This is a genomic window from Shewanella sp. 10N.286.52.A9, assembly GCF_041468985.1.
Taxonomy (GTDB): domain Bacteria; phylum Pseudomonadota; class Gammaproteobacteria; order Enterobacterales; family Shewanellaceae; genus Shewanella; species Shewanella japonica.
In genome coordinates, this window is sequence record NZ_JBFRJQ010000019.1 from 1 (window position 1) to 15,110 (window position 15,110).

Consider the following 15,110-nt stretch of genomic DNA (forward strand, 5'->3'; position numbering starts at 1 on the left):
GCCCAGTATCGACCACCATTTCTTCTGCTTTACCTCATTAAATTCTCAAGTTTGATCTAAACACCAACAGTTCATTGTTTTCTGTTTGATGTTCTATTCAATTTTACTGTGTTCTACACTTTTTGTTTTCAAAGCCTATTACTCGTTTTTTGCAAAGCATGTGCAAATCTTAATAAACCAGAGTATTTAACGAGAAAGCTAGTCTATATCCACTCTGCATATTGTTGAGCCATAAAAGCCGCTCAGTGATTACATTGAACGGCTTTGTACTTTATAAACTCAATTTAAGCTTAATCGATCCCTAAGAACCCACCTGTTTGATGTGCCCAAAGCTGTGCGTAGATCCCACCCGATTTAATTAATTCTTGATGCGTACCTTGCTCAACTATTTTGCCTTTGTCTAATACGATCAATCTGTCCATTGCAGCGATAGTTGATAAGCGATGAGCAATAGCAATTACCGTTTTACCTTGCATCAACTCATACAAACTTTCTTGAATCGCAGCTTCAACCTCTGAATCTAATGCCGATGTCGCTTCATCAAGTAAAAGGATCGGCGCATTTTTAAGTAGAACACGGGCTATAGCGATACGTTGACGCTGACCACCAGACAATTTCACACCACGCTCACCCACTTGTGCATCTAAGCCGGTATTACCAAATGGATCTGATAAATCCTTAATAAAGTCAGTAGCCTGTGCTTGCGAAATCGCAGCTTCTAGCTGTGCTTCAGTTGCAGTTGGATCGCCGTAGAGTATATTTTCCCTAATCGAACGATGGAGTAAAGAGGTGTCTTGAGTGACCATCCCTATCATTGAACGTAATGAGTCTTGGGTAACATCAGTAATTTTTTGGTCATCGATGGCAACATGGCCTTTTTCGACATCATGAAATCGCATGAGTAAGTTAACTAATGTTGACTTACCGGCACCAGAACGGCCAACTAAGCCGACTTTTTCACCCGCTCTGATATTGAGATTTAAATCGTTAATCACCCCAGAGTCTTCACCATAGTTAAAGCTAACATCATTGAAATCAATTTTGCCGTTGTCGACACAAATATCTTTGGCATCAGGCTTATCTTCAATTTCAATAGGCTTAGATAAGGTGTTCATTCCGTCAGTGACAGTACCGATGTTTTCAAAAAGTGAGCTGATTTCCCACATGATCCACTGTGACATCCCGTTTAAACGTAATGCTAAACTTACCGCAATAGCGATAGCACCAACGGTAATAGCATTATCAGCCCAAAGCCAAATTGAAACAGCAGCAATGGTAAACGCCAGTAAGTAATTAATCCCTTGCACAAGCACATTAATAATCGTGACAAGGCGCATTTGACCATAAACGGTGTGCAAAAAGCCCATCATACTGTCTTGAGCATAATCGGCTTCTTGTTTCGTATGAGAGAATAATTTTACAGTCGAAATGTTGGTATAGCTGTCAACAATACGGCCAGTCATTGTCGAGCGAGCATCAGCTTGCTTGGCTGAAATTGCTTTTAATTTTGGTACTAACTTCCATTGGATGGCGATGTAAGCAAATAACCATACAAGCATAGGCAGCATTAAACGGACATCAGCACTGGCTATCATAACCAGCATAGAGGTGAAATAAATCAAGATGTACATCAATACATCAAGTAATTTCATCACTGTTTCACGAACTGCGAGAGAAGTTTGCATGACTTTAGTGGCAATACGACCTGCAAAGTCATCTTGGTAAAATGAAATACTTTGCTTAAGCAGATATCGATGTGCTTGCCAGCGTATTGCCATCGGATAATTGCCTAATAGAGTTTGATGCACGATAGAGGCGTGTAACCATACGAGTAGCGGGATCACTACCAGCACAATGACAGACATGCCAATTAACGTGTTACCTTCATCTTGCCATAGGGTTTCAGGGTTTTTAGTGACTAACCAGTCGACTAACTTACCCATAAACCCGAAAAGCGAGACTTCTAAAATGGCGAGTGTGGCAGTCAACATCGACATAATAATCAGGTGTTTTTCAAACCCTCGGGTGTAATGGCGACAAAACGCGTACACGCCTTTAGGTGCCTTGGTGGGCTCTTCTTGAGGCAAAGGGTTCGTTAAAGATTCAAAAAATTTAAACATCAACAACTCGAATGAATATTAGTTATTGCTAGGATACCGTAACTTCTGATGCAAGTGTTGAATAGATTGTGACAATCCTTGTGCGAAGTTAATCAGCATTCAGTTCCGTTTTCCGCTAGTTGTGAAGGTAAACATTGGGTAAAGTGACGTTATCTCCATCACTGACTTATCGATATATGATGACTAGTACAAACAACCAGCCACATCCAGATAACGAGCTCGAACCGGTGCTAGAACCTTCAATTGCATGTTTTTTGCCGAATGATGTTTGCAGACAGGCGAGGTTAAGTCGTGACGCACGCTTTGATGGTCGCTTTTTCATTGGCGTAAAAACGACAGGAATTTATTGCCGTTCGATTTGTCCTGCTTCTCCTCCTAAAGAGCAAAATGTGGTGTATTTCGATTCGGCGATAAAGGCTTCTCAAGCTGGGCTGAGGCCTTGTTTACGCTGCCGACCTGACAGTGCTCCAGAATCTAATGCATGGCAGGGTACAAGCACTAGTTTGCAGCGAGCTATTTCGTTAATCGAAGGTGGTAGCCTTTCTGGTGAGAATGCGCAGTCTTTAACGGAATTATCAGCAAGATTAGGGATAAGCTCGCGTTATTTGTCACGTTTATTTAATCAACAACTCGGGACTTCACCTAAAAAATATGCCTTATACAGGCAATTGATGTTTGCGAAACAATTACTACATCAAACCAGTTTATCGATAACGGACGTCGCAATGGCGGCAGGTTTCAATAGCATAAGACGCTTCAATGAAGTGTTTAAATCACAACTACTACTGACGCCAACACAGCTGCGCAAAACCCAAAAAGTAAACAAGTCTGCAGAAACCAATTCGCAAGGTATTAAGTTATTGTTGGATTATCGGCCACCGTATTCATGGCAGGATATTTGGTCGTTTTATCAATTGCGTGCAGTAGATGGTATGGAGTGGCTGAATGAAACAACTTATGCTTATGGGAGAAGTTTTGCTTTTTCATTCAATGAGCAAACAGTGACAGGTGTCTATGAAGTTGTTCCTGTCAAAGGCAAGAATCAATTAGCGTTAACAGTTGAATTTGAACAGACTGAACATATCCGGTATTTACATCAAACCGTGCGATTTATCAGGCAGCGACTAGATTTAGACGCGGATATGGACGTGATTGAACAATCATTTGAGCCGCTGCAGAACTTAGGGATGAAGGTGAAACAAGGCTTGAGAATTCCAGGTACTGCTTCAGTATTTGAGGCGGGGTGTCGCGCAGTACTTGGCCAGCAAGTTAGTGTGATTCAAGCCAGTAAACTTCTCAATATCCTCGTTAAAAATTATGGTGCCGTTAAGCGAGTTGGAGGTAGGGATGTGCAGTTTTTTCCTAGCGCTGAGTCCATCGCTGCAGCGAGTTTAGATGAATTTAAAATGCCTGAATCTCGAAAACGTGCGCTAAAAGGCCTTGGTGACTTTGTTGCTAAAAATCCATTTGCTTGCCCTAGTAAATGGATAGATATAAAAGGCATAGGTCCTTGGACTATTGCTTATGCTCAAATGCGAGGAGAGAGTAACCCTGATGTGTTTCTGGGCGGAGACTTAGTGATTAAAAATCGAATTAAAGCCCTCTTGCTTGCCTTAAATGACTTGCCTGATAACAAGCTGTTTGCGATAGCAAATAAGGGTGAGTTTACCCCTAAGTTGTATCAAACATTCGTTAACAACCTCGCTAAGCAAGTTAGCCCATGGGGCAGTTATCTCACGTTTCAATTATGGAGCCAAAATGAAAATTAATATGTTACCCCCCTTGCATCAATCTATTTTTAAAAGTCCTGTTGGCGATTTAAAGCTGCAAGCTTCAGTGGCAGGTTTAACGCATTTGCAAGTGATTGATAAAGACTCACCTGCCGCAAATTATTCATTATCCTCTGAAATAAAAGCAGCGACTGGCGCAGACATTAGCCAAGCTAAACAATGGATTGAACAAGCTATTCACGAGCTCGAAGAGTATTTTTCAGGCCAAAGAGTTCACTTTGATGTGCCACTTGCTGCCAAGGGGACAGAGTTTCAACAACAGGTTTGGCAAGCGCTAGTTGATTTACCATTTGGCAAAGTCTGCAGTTATGGTGATATTGCCAATAAAATTGAGCGCCCTAGAGCGGTGCGTGCTGTTGGCGCTGCAAATGGGGCAAACCCAATAGCTATTATCGTGCCTTGTCATCGAGTTATCGGTAAGAATGGTACCTTAACTGGTTATGCTTATGGACTTGAGATGAAGCAATTTTTATTAAATCTTGAAAGTCGTTAGCTCTCAATTAGAGCTAAACTATTGGTATTCAGTCAAACTTTTCAAATGATAAACTGGTGGCCGTTTAACCGCTTATTTGACCACCGGTGATACTGGTACACTGTTATCGCTCAAGACTGTTTGCATATGAGTTTAAATTGGATGTTTGGCTTTTTGATGGGAAATACCTGTATCTAATACCGATTAAGGTTATTAATTACTCATAGGTTGCGCAATATCGCTAACTTAACCGGCTCAAATAAGCTAAAATAAACCTTACTGTTTTATTCGATTTATATTTATATTTGAGCACCCTAATTTAATGACATCAGCTAATCATTCTCCTGAAGCTTCACACAACAGTGCAGCCAACTTTGCCGAACTTGGCCTAATTGCACCCATTACCAATCGTCTAAAGGAAATGGAATATAAAACGCCAACGCCGATCCAGGCGCAAGCTATTCCAAGTGTGATTGCAGGAAAAGATATATTAGCGGGTGCCAACACTGGCTCAGGTAAAACGGCCACATTTGTTTTACCCATTTTGCAAAAAATTCATCAAGCACAACAAACGGCGAAAAAAGACAAAGGCAACTTTGTTTCTGCATTAGTACTAGTTCCTACTCGTGAGCTTGCTAAGCAAGTCGCTGATAGCGTTAAATCTTATGCTGTGTATTTTAATGGTGCTATTAAATCAACCGCAGTTTTTGGTGGCGTATCAGCCAATACTCAAATGCTGTCATTGCGTGGCGGCACTGATGTATTAGTTGCAACACCAGGGCGATTGCTAGATTTGATTTCTAGTAATGCTATCAAGCTCGATAAAGTTGATACCTTAGTGCTTGATGAAGCAGATAGAATGCTGAGTCTAGGCTTTACTGAAGAGTTAGCCGCTCTGTTAGCCTTAATGCCTCATAAAAAACAAACGTTATTGTTTTCGGCAACGTTCCCTGAAGAAGTGCGCACCCTCACAGATAGCTTGCTCACCACGCCAGTAGAAATTCAATTACAAAGCGCCGACGCAAGCACGTTAGTTCAGCGTGTTTTTGCCGTAAACCGTGAAAAGAAAACCGCATTACTGGCCGAATTGATTAAACAAAATCAATGGCGCCAAGCACTGATTTTCGTCAATGCTAAAAACAGTTGTAAACACTTAGCTGAAAAACTCTCTAAGCGGGGGATTACAGCAGAAGTGTTCCACGGGGATAAAGGCCAAGGTGCACGTAATCGAGTTCTTGATGGGTTTAAAGCGGGCGATATTGAAGTGTTAATTGCCACCGATATTGCCGCTCGTGGACTCGATATCGAAAAACTTCCAGTGGTCATTAATTTTGATTTACCTCGAAGCCCTGCTGATTACATGCATCGCATTGGTCGAAGTGGTCGTGCAGGTGAAGTCGGCTTGGCCATTTCGTTAATTGCACACGCTGACTTCCATCACTTTAGTGTGATTGAAAAGAAAAACAAAATTCGTTTAGAACGTGAAACCTTTGTTGGATTTGAACCTGACGAAGAGGCGCCTGAAGATGAAGACGTTACTAAGCCTGTGGCAAAACCTGCAGGAACAGGCAAAAAGAAGAAAAAAAACAAAGTACCAGTGAATGTTGATATTTGGCATTCAGCTGCAAAAGATAAACAATAATACTGGCGACTTAATGGGCAGAATGCGTGATGCATCTGTTCAATGAGGCTGTCAGGGTTTTACATCCTACCTATGAAATAAGAGCAACCATTAAATATGAAGCAGTTATTTTGGTTAGTTGACGACGTGATTGCCGGTCGTAGTGGCCCTAATAAGGATGAATGGGATTTAGCAGAATTAAAAGCCGCCGGAGTGGGCGCAGTTTTATCGGTCAATAACGGGGGTAATGTTGATACTGATGAGATTGAGAAACAAGGTTTACGCTATTTGTGTACTCCTTTTTCACGCAACATTCCTCCACAAGAGGGAGATGTGGCGATTTGTGTTAGCCAAGCGAGAAAAGCGCTAGCGTTTATCAGGCAATGTGAAGCTGACAATGTCGCCGTGATGATCCATTGTTGCTCAGGTAAAGACAGAACTGGGATAATGATGGCATATTATTTAATGGATAATGGCGCAGCGCCAGTTCATGCAGTCAGCCAAGTTCGCAGTGTTCGTGATATTGCATTTAGCGCTGAAGGCTGGGACCAACTGGTGTTTGATGTGCTATACGCGCTGCAAGATTAAATTAAGTGAGGGCTAATTGACGTTAATATAGCCCTCAACAATAAACTGCTGTTATTCGAAGCGTTATAAATCGAATATAAAATAATCGAGAAAGGGAAACTTGATGCTTAAAAATAAATACATATTACTGCTTTGCTATGTGTTTGCTTTTATTGTGTCGGGCTGTGCCTCCAAGGTCGATTTTGCCCCCCTTGAAAAGCAGTATAAGTTTAACCCGCCTACCGATACATCCCTCGCTAACTATATAAACTCTCAGAAAAAGCCAAACTTAACAGGCATAAAAGCTTTATCAGATGGTATTGATGCCTTTATCGCAAGGCTGGCGATGATAGATAGCGCGCAAAAGAGTATTGATCTGCAATATTACATTTATCGAAATGATGAAACAGGGAAAATACTTACCTTGTTTTTATATAATGCAGCTGAGCGTGGAGTTCGAGTTCGTATCCTTCTTGATGATCTGACGACTGCTAACCATGACGATGGGTTATTGGCTGTTGCAAATCACCCTAATATTTCTATTAGGTTATTTAATCCCTCATACGAACGTCAGTATCGTGGTTTAGCATTCTTAAGTGATTTTGGCCGCATGAACCATCGGATGCATAACAAATCATTGACCATTGATAACCTCGTAACCATTGTTGGTGGTCGAAATATTGGTGGTGAGTACTTTTCCGCCAATGAGAATGTTGAGTTTGGTGACTTAGATGTGCTGGCTGTAGGCGAAGCTGTTGATGAAGTCTCAAATCAGTTCGATATTTATTGGAACTCTGAACAGGTACAAAGCATTCAGCAGCTTGCTGATGCAAATGAGCTTAATTCTGATCTTGAGATGCTAAAGGTAAAGGCTGCTGAGTTTGAAGCCACATTAACCCAAGACGAGTACGTTAAACGTCTTGAAAACAGTAGCTTGATTGAGAGGCTTAAAAATAAAACGTTAGATTGGTATTGGGGAGAAGCTCATGTGGTGTTCGATCCGCCAAATAAGCTTGAACAAGGCCGTGAAGATGGCATTTTACTTGATGATTTAGCTTTCTTTTTTAATCAAACTCAGCATAAATTGTTAATAGTATCGCCTTACTTTGTTCCTGGTGATGAAGCCACAAATGGACTAATTAGTGCGGTCAAAGAAGGTAAACAAATTACCATTGTCACCAATAGCCTTGCAGCGACCGATGTCCTTGCTGTTCATGCTGGTTACCAACAATATCGTCAAAAATTAGTAGAAGGTGGCGTTAAAATTTATGAAGTTCGAGGCGATGCAACTGAGAAAAAATCGAGCTGGAAAGGGAGCAGTAAAACCAGCTTACATGCTAAAACCTTTGTCATAGATGAAGAGATAATTTTTGTCGGTTCGTTTAATTTCGACCCTCGTTCGGCCTTAATTAATACAGAAATGGGCTTAGTTATCGAGAACGCGCAATTCGCTCAAGATATATTAAATGGGATAGCCATTACTGCAGATGAAAAAGCTTACGAACTCAGTATTGAAGAAGGTGACTTAGTCTGGCTTGATAACCTCAATGATAAAGTGATTTATGCTGAGCCTGGTGCGGGTTTTTGGCGTAAGTTTATGGCAGATTTTTTATCATTGTTGCCAATAGAGTCACAACTTTAACTTTTCTCAATCATTAATCTAAGCTGTGATTTGCTATGCCATTTAGGTTGTGATTAACTCAATTCGACATGGTGCTGAGTGTTAATGTTTTTAGCAGAATACTTGTTCATGAGCACCCGTTTTTGTATCAGCTACCTGCGAATGATTATGTTAGTGTTGCTGTAAACTTAGCACAGTTGTTATTGGATGGTTTATGAAGAGCAAAGCAGGCCAGTCACAAGGGTTACTCCTTTTTCATTTAACCCAAATGCAGCAGTTTGCCCTCGGTACTTTAAAAATTCGTGAAATAGTGCCTTTTAGCGCGTTATCGAAAATCCCTCAGTCTCATCCTTATATTCTTGGCACATTAACTGTGCGTGGTAAAACCATTGCCATTATTGATATGGCAGGTGCAATTGGATTTAAACCGATCGCTAAATCAGAACAAGAAAAGTGTTATGTGATTATTACTGATTGTCAGCGTATGGTGATTGGTTTTCTGGTTCGTGGCATTGATAAGATCATTGAATGTAATTGGCGTGATATTGAAGCGCCAGCGGCTAATTTAGGTCATTCCGCTTTTTTAACTGGGGTAACTCGAGTGGATGATAAGCTAGTGCAGTTGCTGGATGTTGAGTTGCTTATGGCAAAACTATTCCCACAAGATCCAGCAACAAGTCGCGCAATGCTCACCGATGTTCAGCGTGAGCGATTAAAGCCAATGCGGATTTTGCTTGTCGATGACTCAAAAGTCGCTAGAAAGCAATTATCTGACGCCCTTGATTCAATCAACATTGCTTATGACGTTACCGCTGATGGTCATGATGCATTGACCATTATGCAAGAAGCGGCCAACCAACAAAAACCAATTAATATCTTAGTTAGTGACATTGAAATGCCGGGGCTTGATGGATACGAGTTGGCATTTGAAGTTAAAAACAATCCTGATTTGGCTGATGCCTATATCATTTTACACACGTCATTATCGAGTGAGATAAGTGTAAGTCAGGCACATCAAGTTGGCGCCAACGAAGCCTTAACCAAATTTGATGCCCATGAATTAATCGAAGCCATGCTACGAGGGGCGAAATAACAATTTTTAAATGATTTAACCCACTGCATCATAATTAGTCACATGTTGGCTAAATGTGGTTTGTTTGGTAATAGCGAGTAATATTAGCGCATCATTTCTTCTCTAGACTAGACTTTAGCCAATTCATCCGATATATACCTATCAGAGCTTATTAAAAGCCGCACAAATATTAGAGCTTACTAAAAGCCATAAATATAATAATCATAGGTCAAGCAATGAATCAAAATCCATCTCTGTTAGCGCGGGTCGCTAGCGGTAGCTTAGTGCTACAAATTCTCGCCGGTATTATTCTAGGTGTTATTTTAGCCACTTTCTCGACTTCAGCAGCCACACAAGTTTCTTTTTTAGGAAGTTTGTTTGTTGAAGCACTGAAAGCGGTTGCACCTATTTTAGTCTTTATTCTCGTTGCTTCATCGATAGCAAATCAAAAGAAAAATACCCAGACTAATATGCGCCCTATTATTGGCTTATATTTAGTCGGTACTTTAGCGGCGGCATTAACGGCTGTGGCATTTAGTTTTGCATTTCCAACAACGTTACTGTTGGCTGGCGGTGTTGAAGGTTCTAATCCGCCACAAGGCATTGCCGAAGTGTTAAATACTTTGTTATTTAAAATTGTTGATAATCCAGTCAATGCATTATTAACAGGCAACTACATTGGTATTTTGGCATGGGCAGTGGGTCTGGGGATCACGTTACATCATGCTAGTGAATCAACTAAAAAAGTCGTGTCGGATTTAAGTGATGGTGTGACTAAGATTGTTCGCTTTGTTATTCGTTTCGCCCCAATTGGTATTTTTGGTTTAGTATCAGGCACTATCGCAGAAACGGGATTTGATGCATTAGCAGGTTACGCACAGTTATTAGCCGTACTCGTTGGCGCGATGTTGTTTATTGCATTAGTTGTTAACCCAATTATTGTGTACCTGAAAATTCGCCGTAATCCTTACCCATTAGTATTAAAGTGTTTACGCGAAAGTGGTGTGACGGCATTCTTTACTCGTTCAAGTGCGGCAAACATTCCTGTCAACATGGCCTTATGTGAAGAGTTAAAGCTTCATAAAGACACTTATTCAGTATCAATTCCGTTAGGTGCAACCATTAACATGGGCGGTGCGGCAATCACGATTACAGTGCTGACATTAGCTGCTGCAAATACCTTAGGTATTCAAGTAGACTTTCTAACTGCTGTGTTATTGAGTGTAGTTGCGGCAGTTTCTGCATGTGGCGCTTCAGGTGTTGCAGGTGGTTCATTACTACTGATCCCATTAGCATGTGGTTTATTCGGTATCTCGAACGACGTTGCAATGCAAGTGGTTGCAGTGGGCTTCATTATTGGTGTGGTTCAAGACTCAGCTGAAACCGCGCTTAATAGTTCTACTGACGTGGTATTCACTGCTGCGGCATGTGAAGCTGCTGAAGCAAAAGAAAACAGCTAAAGCTTATTGTAAGCATTAAAAAACCGCTCGTATGAGCGGTTTTTTTTTGAGTTTACAGTTTTTCTACAGCTTAGTTAGTACATCTAAGAATATACTTAGTCGCTAAAAGGGTGCTTACTGAAAAAGGTGCGCTGCTTTTGGGTGTACGGATGGGTTATGGTTAGCATTTGCGCATGCAAACTTAACCTATCCCTTAGTGCGATAGTCTGCTCATCTGCATAAAACGCATCACCAAGGAGCACGTGGTTGAGTGCAAGCATATGAACACGCAGCTGGTGAGTTCGGCCCGTTTCCGGTATTAATTTAACTAGGGTATGTTCTGGATGCCTTTCAATGACTTCGTAATGGGTAATTGCGGCCTTGCCAGTTTCTGAAACAACCTGAAATGGCGGATTACTTTTGTCTGCAGCTAATGCTAAATCGACCGTACCTGAATCATTTTCAATTCGTCCTTTCACCTCAGCGATGTAGACCTTCTTGGTTTTACGGTCTTGGAATTGGGTTTTTAAATGAGATTCAGCTTTTTTATTACGTGCAAACACCATAATGCCTGAAGTATCGCAGTCTAAGCGGTGTACTAAAATAGCCTCGGGGAACAGCTTTTGAACACGTGTGATAGCACAATCGTGGGTTGCTAGTGCTTTACCCGGATTAGCAAGTAACCCAGCAGGCTTATTAATCACAATGATATCGCGGTCTTTGTAGCGAATATCAAGCCAAGGGATACTAGGAGGTTGGTAATCAAAAATTTGCATTAAGTGGCATCGGTTTACAAGAATAATCGGCTATTTTAGCAAACTTTTAGCTGTGCAGTAACGCTTAAACACACAGCATGTGGGTAATAATTGCAACTTAGAGGTGAGGTGAGTATTTATGGCAGGTATTGTTCTGGTGTTTTTCGGCTGTAAATACGGCTGTATGCCATTAACTGCGGGTAGAAGGTTCTAAATGCGATTTCAATATCAACATACAACTTATCGACATCTTTAATGGCCGTTTTAAAGAGTTCTGGCTTTGATATACGTCGGCTAACCCCTTCGATGGCTTTATTCATCCCTTGTTTAGTTTTATAGGCGGATAACCAGTCTTGTTCGATAATGCTAGGAGCAATAAGTTGCAGCTTTTCAGGCAGCTCTTCTGTGGTGTCTAAACTGTGATATGCCTTCTTAGTAAAATCGGCAAGTGAGTCTTGATGGTATTCTTCCCAATAAAAAGCCAAGTAATGATCAAATGCTAAATCGATAAGGATGGGAGCAACTCTTTTAGAGGATTTAGGGAACAATTTAATTAAATCCACAATTATTTCATGGCTATCGGTAATTTTATCAATTTGTCTATGTAGCCAAATTCCTTGCTGAAGATGTTTTGGGAAGTGTTTTATATCGCCTTTTGCAAAGTCACCAGCGAGATTGGCTGCCAAATGAGTATCACTAATATCGGCTAGATGTAGGTGTGCAAGAAAGTTCATATTTTGTACTTTTAATTTTTGAGTTTTTCAGTATGATGCTAAACCACGCAGACAGAAATTAACCATCAATTAGCATTTTTTATAAGTCTAGAATCAATCATATAGATTTCTACTCAAATGTCATTGCTATTATTTCTGAGGGACGTTGCGACATAATAAATAATCGGTTTAAGGATCACGGATGATGAAAAACTGGATAATGTCAGTATTGGGACAGCAACCTAATCGTAAACGCACAAAAATCGAAATTGATCTCCGCTTTGAAAAGCAATCCTTTCGCCCTGAACCCCAAGCGCTTGCCGAAGAAAACGATTCAATTAAAACCCATTCCGGTATCCCTGATTTAGACAGTAATGTGAGTCAATTTAAATCACCTAATTCCAAATAACGATTCACTCATAGATAGTAGACTTCATTGTATTAACGGCTTTGCCTGTTACTCGCTTTTCCTCCTAGCCGATGATTAATATTCGGGCATCGGATTTACTGTGTAATCTTCAAGCACTATTTATTGCGATAAACTTGATATTAACGGCTGGTAGTCCTAGACTAGCGCCCGTTTTTATTGTCCTTTGAATAGAGTATAGATATGCGCGTTGCTGACTTTTCTTTTGATTTACCTGATGAACTTATTGCTCGTTACCCAATGGCAGAACGTAATGCATCAAGATTACTAACGCTTGATGGAAATAGCGGTGCATTAGAGGATCAGCAATTTACTGACGTATTATCAAAGGTTAATCGTGGCGATTTAATGGTGTTTAATAACACTCGCGTTATTCCTGCACGTTTGTTTGGCCAAAAAGCGTCAGGTGGAAAGTTAGAAATACTTGTCGAAAGAATGTTGGATGATAAGCGTATTTTAGCCCATGTGCGTTGCTCAAAATCTCCAAAAGTTGATTCAATCGTTATCTTAGATGGCGGTTATGAAATGACAATGCTCAAGCGTCATGACGCATTGTTCGAACTTGAATTAGACGCTGATAAAACAATCTTAGAAGTGTTAGAAGAAGTGGGCCACATGCCGCTTCCGCCTTACATCGACCGCCCTGATGAAGATGCAGACAAAGAGCGCTATCAAACGGTTTATAATCAAACCCCAGGTGCAGTCGCAGCGCCAACAGCAGGCTTGCATTTTGATGATGCCATGCTTTCGGCGTTAAAAGATAAAGGGGTTAACATTGCTTTTGTTACTTTGCATGTCGGTGCTGGCACCTTTCAACCTGTTCGAGTTGATACGATTGACGAGCACGTGATGCATTCTGAGTGGGCTGAAGTCTCGCAAGAAGTTGTCGATTTAATCGCTGAAACCAAAGCTGCGGGTAATCGCGTGATTGCCGTAGGAACCACTTCGGTTCGTTCACTTGAAAGCGCAGCTAAAGCAAGTGGGGAGGCTCCTCTTGCCGCGTTCAAAGGCGATACGGATATCTTCATTTTTCCTGGTTACGAATTTAAAGTGATTGACGCAATGGTGACCAATTTCCATTTACCCGAGTCGACGTTGATTATGTTAATTAGTGCATTTTCGGGTTTTGACAATGTGATGAATGCCTATCAACACGCGATCGAACAAAAATACCGCTTTTTTAGCTATGGCGATGCCATGTTTTTAACTAAAAAAGCCCCGTAACGTTTGATTTTGATCTAAAATACCCGCCCACAGAGGTGGGTATTTTTTTGGGTTAATTTTAGCTTTAACCTTGAAGTTATCGCTAATGCCCTCATGTCTTATGCAACAACAACGAGTCAGACTGTTTATCTGGCAAGGTGAAATATGAATTTTGAACTTGATACAACAGACGGACGCGCACGTCGCGGTCGTTTAGTTTTTGAACGTGGTACGGTTGAAACCCCAGCATTTATGCCAGTTGGTACTTACGGTACTGTAAAGGGTATGACACCTGAAGAAGTCCGTGCAACGGGTGCTGATATTCTATTGGGTAACACGTTCCATTTGTGGCTACGTCCTGGTGAAGAAATCATGCGTAAGCATGGTGATTTACATGACTTTATGAATTGGCAACGTCCTATTTTAACCGACTCGGGTGGGTTCCAAGTATTCAGTTTGGGTGATATTCGTAAAATCACCGAAGAAGGCGTGCACTTTCGTTCACCAATTAATGGTGAGAAGATTTTTTTAGATCCAGAAAAGTCGATGCAAATTCAAAACTCATTAGGCAGTGATGTTGTGATGATTTTTGATGAATGTACTCCTTACCCAGCAACACATGATGAAGCGCGTAAATCGATGCAAATGTCATTGCGCTGGGCACAACGTTCACGTGACGAGTTTAATCGCTTAGAAAACCCTAATTCGCTGTTCGGCATCGTTCAAGGTGGCGTTTACGAAGATTTACGTGATGAAAGCGTTAAAGGGCTAACAGACATTGGCTTTGATGGTTATGCTGTTGGTGGGTTAGCCGTTGGTGAGCCTAAAGAAGATATGCACCGCATCCTTGAGCATGTATGTCCTCAGTTACCACAAGATAAACCTCGTTATTTAATGGGCGTAGGTAAACCTGAAGATTTAGTTGAAGGTGTTCGTCGTGGCGTTGATATGTTCGATTGTGTAATGCCTACACGTAATGCCCGTAATGGCCATTTATTTACATCAGAAGGCGTGATTAAAATTCGTAACGCTCGCCATCGTGATGATACATCGCCATTAGATGAAAGCTGTGATTGTTATACTTGTAAGAACTACTCACGTGCTTACCTGTATCACTTAGATCGCTGTAATGAGATTCTAGGTGCTCGTTTAAACACCATTCACAACCTACGTTACTATCAAATTTTGATGGAAGGTTTGCGTGGTGCTATTCAGACGGGTACATTAGACGCCTTCGTGACAGATTTCTACACCAAGTTAGGTCGTGAAGTTCCACCTGTACCAGAGTTAAAAGACTGATTTTTAATTTA

General features: G+C 41.1%; 13 protein-coding genes. 10 read left to right on the top strand and 3 right to left on the bottom strand.

The window, feature by feature from the left end; genetic code table 11:
* Nucleotides 1-290: 290 nt before the first annotated feature.
* Complete coding sequence (locus AB4128_RS14505; protein ID WP_372038134.1) at nucleotides 291-2,120, bottom strand: ABC transporter ATP-binding protein; 1,830 nt, start codon at nucleotides 2,118-2,120, stop codon at nucleotides 291-293.
* 179 nt (nucleotides 2,121-2,299) lie between these two features.
* Between AB4128_RS14505 and AB4128_RS14510 the strand changes: the two genes are divergently transcribed.
* From AB4128_RS14510 to sstT, 7 genes are all read left to right on the top strand, one after another.
* The gene (locus tag AB4128_RS14510; protein ID WP_408018440.1) at nucleotides 2,300-3,889 is read left to right on the top strand and encodes a DNA-3-methyladenine glycosylase 2 family protein; all 1,590 of its coding nucleotides are present in this window, start codon (nucleotides 2,300-2,302) and stop codon (nucleotides 3,887-3,889) included.
* Nucleotides 3,879-4,403: a methylated-DNA--[protein]-cysteine S-methyltransferase gene (locus AB4128_RS14515; RefSeq protein ID WP_119969691.1), complete on the top strand. Its 525-nt coding sequence runs from the start codon at nucleotides 3,879-3,881 to the stop codon at nucleotides 4,401-4,403. The genes AB4128_RS14510 and AB4128_RS14515 overlap by 11 nt, the downstream gene beginning before the upstream one ends.
* A 301-nt stretch (nucleotides 4,404-4,704) precedes the next feature.
* Nucleotides 4,705-6,024 (top strand): DEAD/DEAH box helicase, encoded by a 1,320-nt coding sequence (locus AB4128_RS14520; protein WP_372038135.1) that lies wholly within the window; start codon nucleotides 4,705-4,707, stop codon nucleotides 6,022-6,024.
* Between the two features lie 96 nt (nucleotides 6,025-6,120).
* Nucleotides 6,121-6,591, top strand: a complete 471-nt coding sequence (locus tag AB4128_RS14525) for a dual specificity protein phosphatase family protein (protein WP_372038136.1) — start codon at nucleotides 6,121-6,123, stop codon at nucleotides 6,589-6,591.
* A 103-nt stretch (nucleotides 6,592-6,694) separates the two neighbouring features.
* Nucleotides 6,695-8,212 (top strand): phospholipase D family protein, encoded by a 1,518-nt coding sequence (locus tag AB4128_RS14530; protein WP_282167866.1) that lies wholly within the window; start codon nucleotides 6,695-6,697, stop codon nucleotides 8,210-8,212.
* Between the two features lie 193 nt (nucleotides 8,213-8,405).
* The gene (locus tag AB4128_RS14535) at nucleotides 8,406-9,284 is read left to right on the top strand and encodes a chemotaxis protein CheV (RefSeq protein WP_055026171.1); all 879 of its coding nucleotides are present in this window, start codon (nucleotides 8,406-8,408) and stop codon (nucleotides 9,282-9,284) included.
* Between the two features lie 215 nt (nucleotides 9,285-9,499).
* Nucleotides 9,500-10,723, top strand: coding sequence for a serine/threonine transporter SstT (sstT, locus tag AB4128_RS14540; RefSeq protein WP_055026172.1), 1,224 nt, complete (start codon nucleotides 9,500-9,502; stop codon nucleotides 10,721-10,723).
* A 95-nt stretch (nucleotides 10,724-10,818) separates the two neighbouring features.
* Here sstT and AB4128_RS14545 read toward each other — a convergent pair whose 3' ends face one another.
* Nucleotides 10,819-11,478: an RluA family pseudouridine synthase gene (locus AB4128_RS14545; protein ID WP_080916175.1), complete on the bottom strand. Its 660-nt coding sequence runs from the start codon at nucleotides 11,476-11,478 to the stop codon at nucleotides 10,819-10,821.
* A 116-nt stretch (nucleotides 11,479-11,594) separates the two neighbouring features.
* The gene (locus AB4128_RS14550) at nucleotides 11,595-12,191 is read right to left on the bottom strand and encodes an ACP phosphodiesterase (RefSeq protein ID WP_055026174.1); all 597 of its coding nucleotides are present in this window, start codon (nucleotides 12,189-12,191) and stop codon (nucleotides 11,595-11,597) included.
* 181 nt (nucleotides 12,192-12,372) lie between these two features.
* Here AB4128_RS14550 and AB4128_RS14555 point away from each other — a divergent pair, with 181 nt between their 5' ends.
* From AB4128_RS14555 to tgt, 3 genes are all read left to right on the top strand, one after another.
* Nucleotides 12,373-12,579 carry a hypothetical protein gene (locus AB4128_RS14555; RefSeq protein ID WP_055026175.1) on the top strand — a complete coding sequence of 69 codons (207 nt, stop codon included), beginning with the start codon at nucleotides 12,373-12,375 and terminating at the stop codon, nucleotides 12,577-12,579.
* A 201-nt stretch (nucleotides 12,580-12,780) separates the two neighbouring features.
* Nucleotides 12,781-13,821 carry a tRNA preQ1(34) S-adenosylmethionine ribosyltransferase-isomerase QueA gene (gene queA / locus AB4128_RS14560; RefSeq protein ID WP_372038138.1) on the top strand — a complete coding sequence of 347 codons (1,041 nt, stop codon included), beginning with the start codon at nucleotides 12,781-12,783 and terminating at the stop codon, nucleotides 13,819-13,821.
* Between the two features lie 144 nt (nucleotides 13,822-13,965).
* On the top strand, nucleotides 13,966-15,099 hold the full coding sequence (gene tgt, locus AB4128_RS14565; RefSeq protein WP_055026177.1) for a tRNA guanosine(34) transglycosylase Tgt: 1,134 nt from the start codon (nucleotides 13,966-13,968) through the stop codon (nucleotides 15,097-15,099).
* Nucleotides 15,100-15,110: the final 11 nt, after the last annotated feature.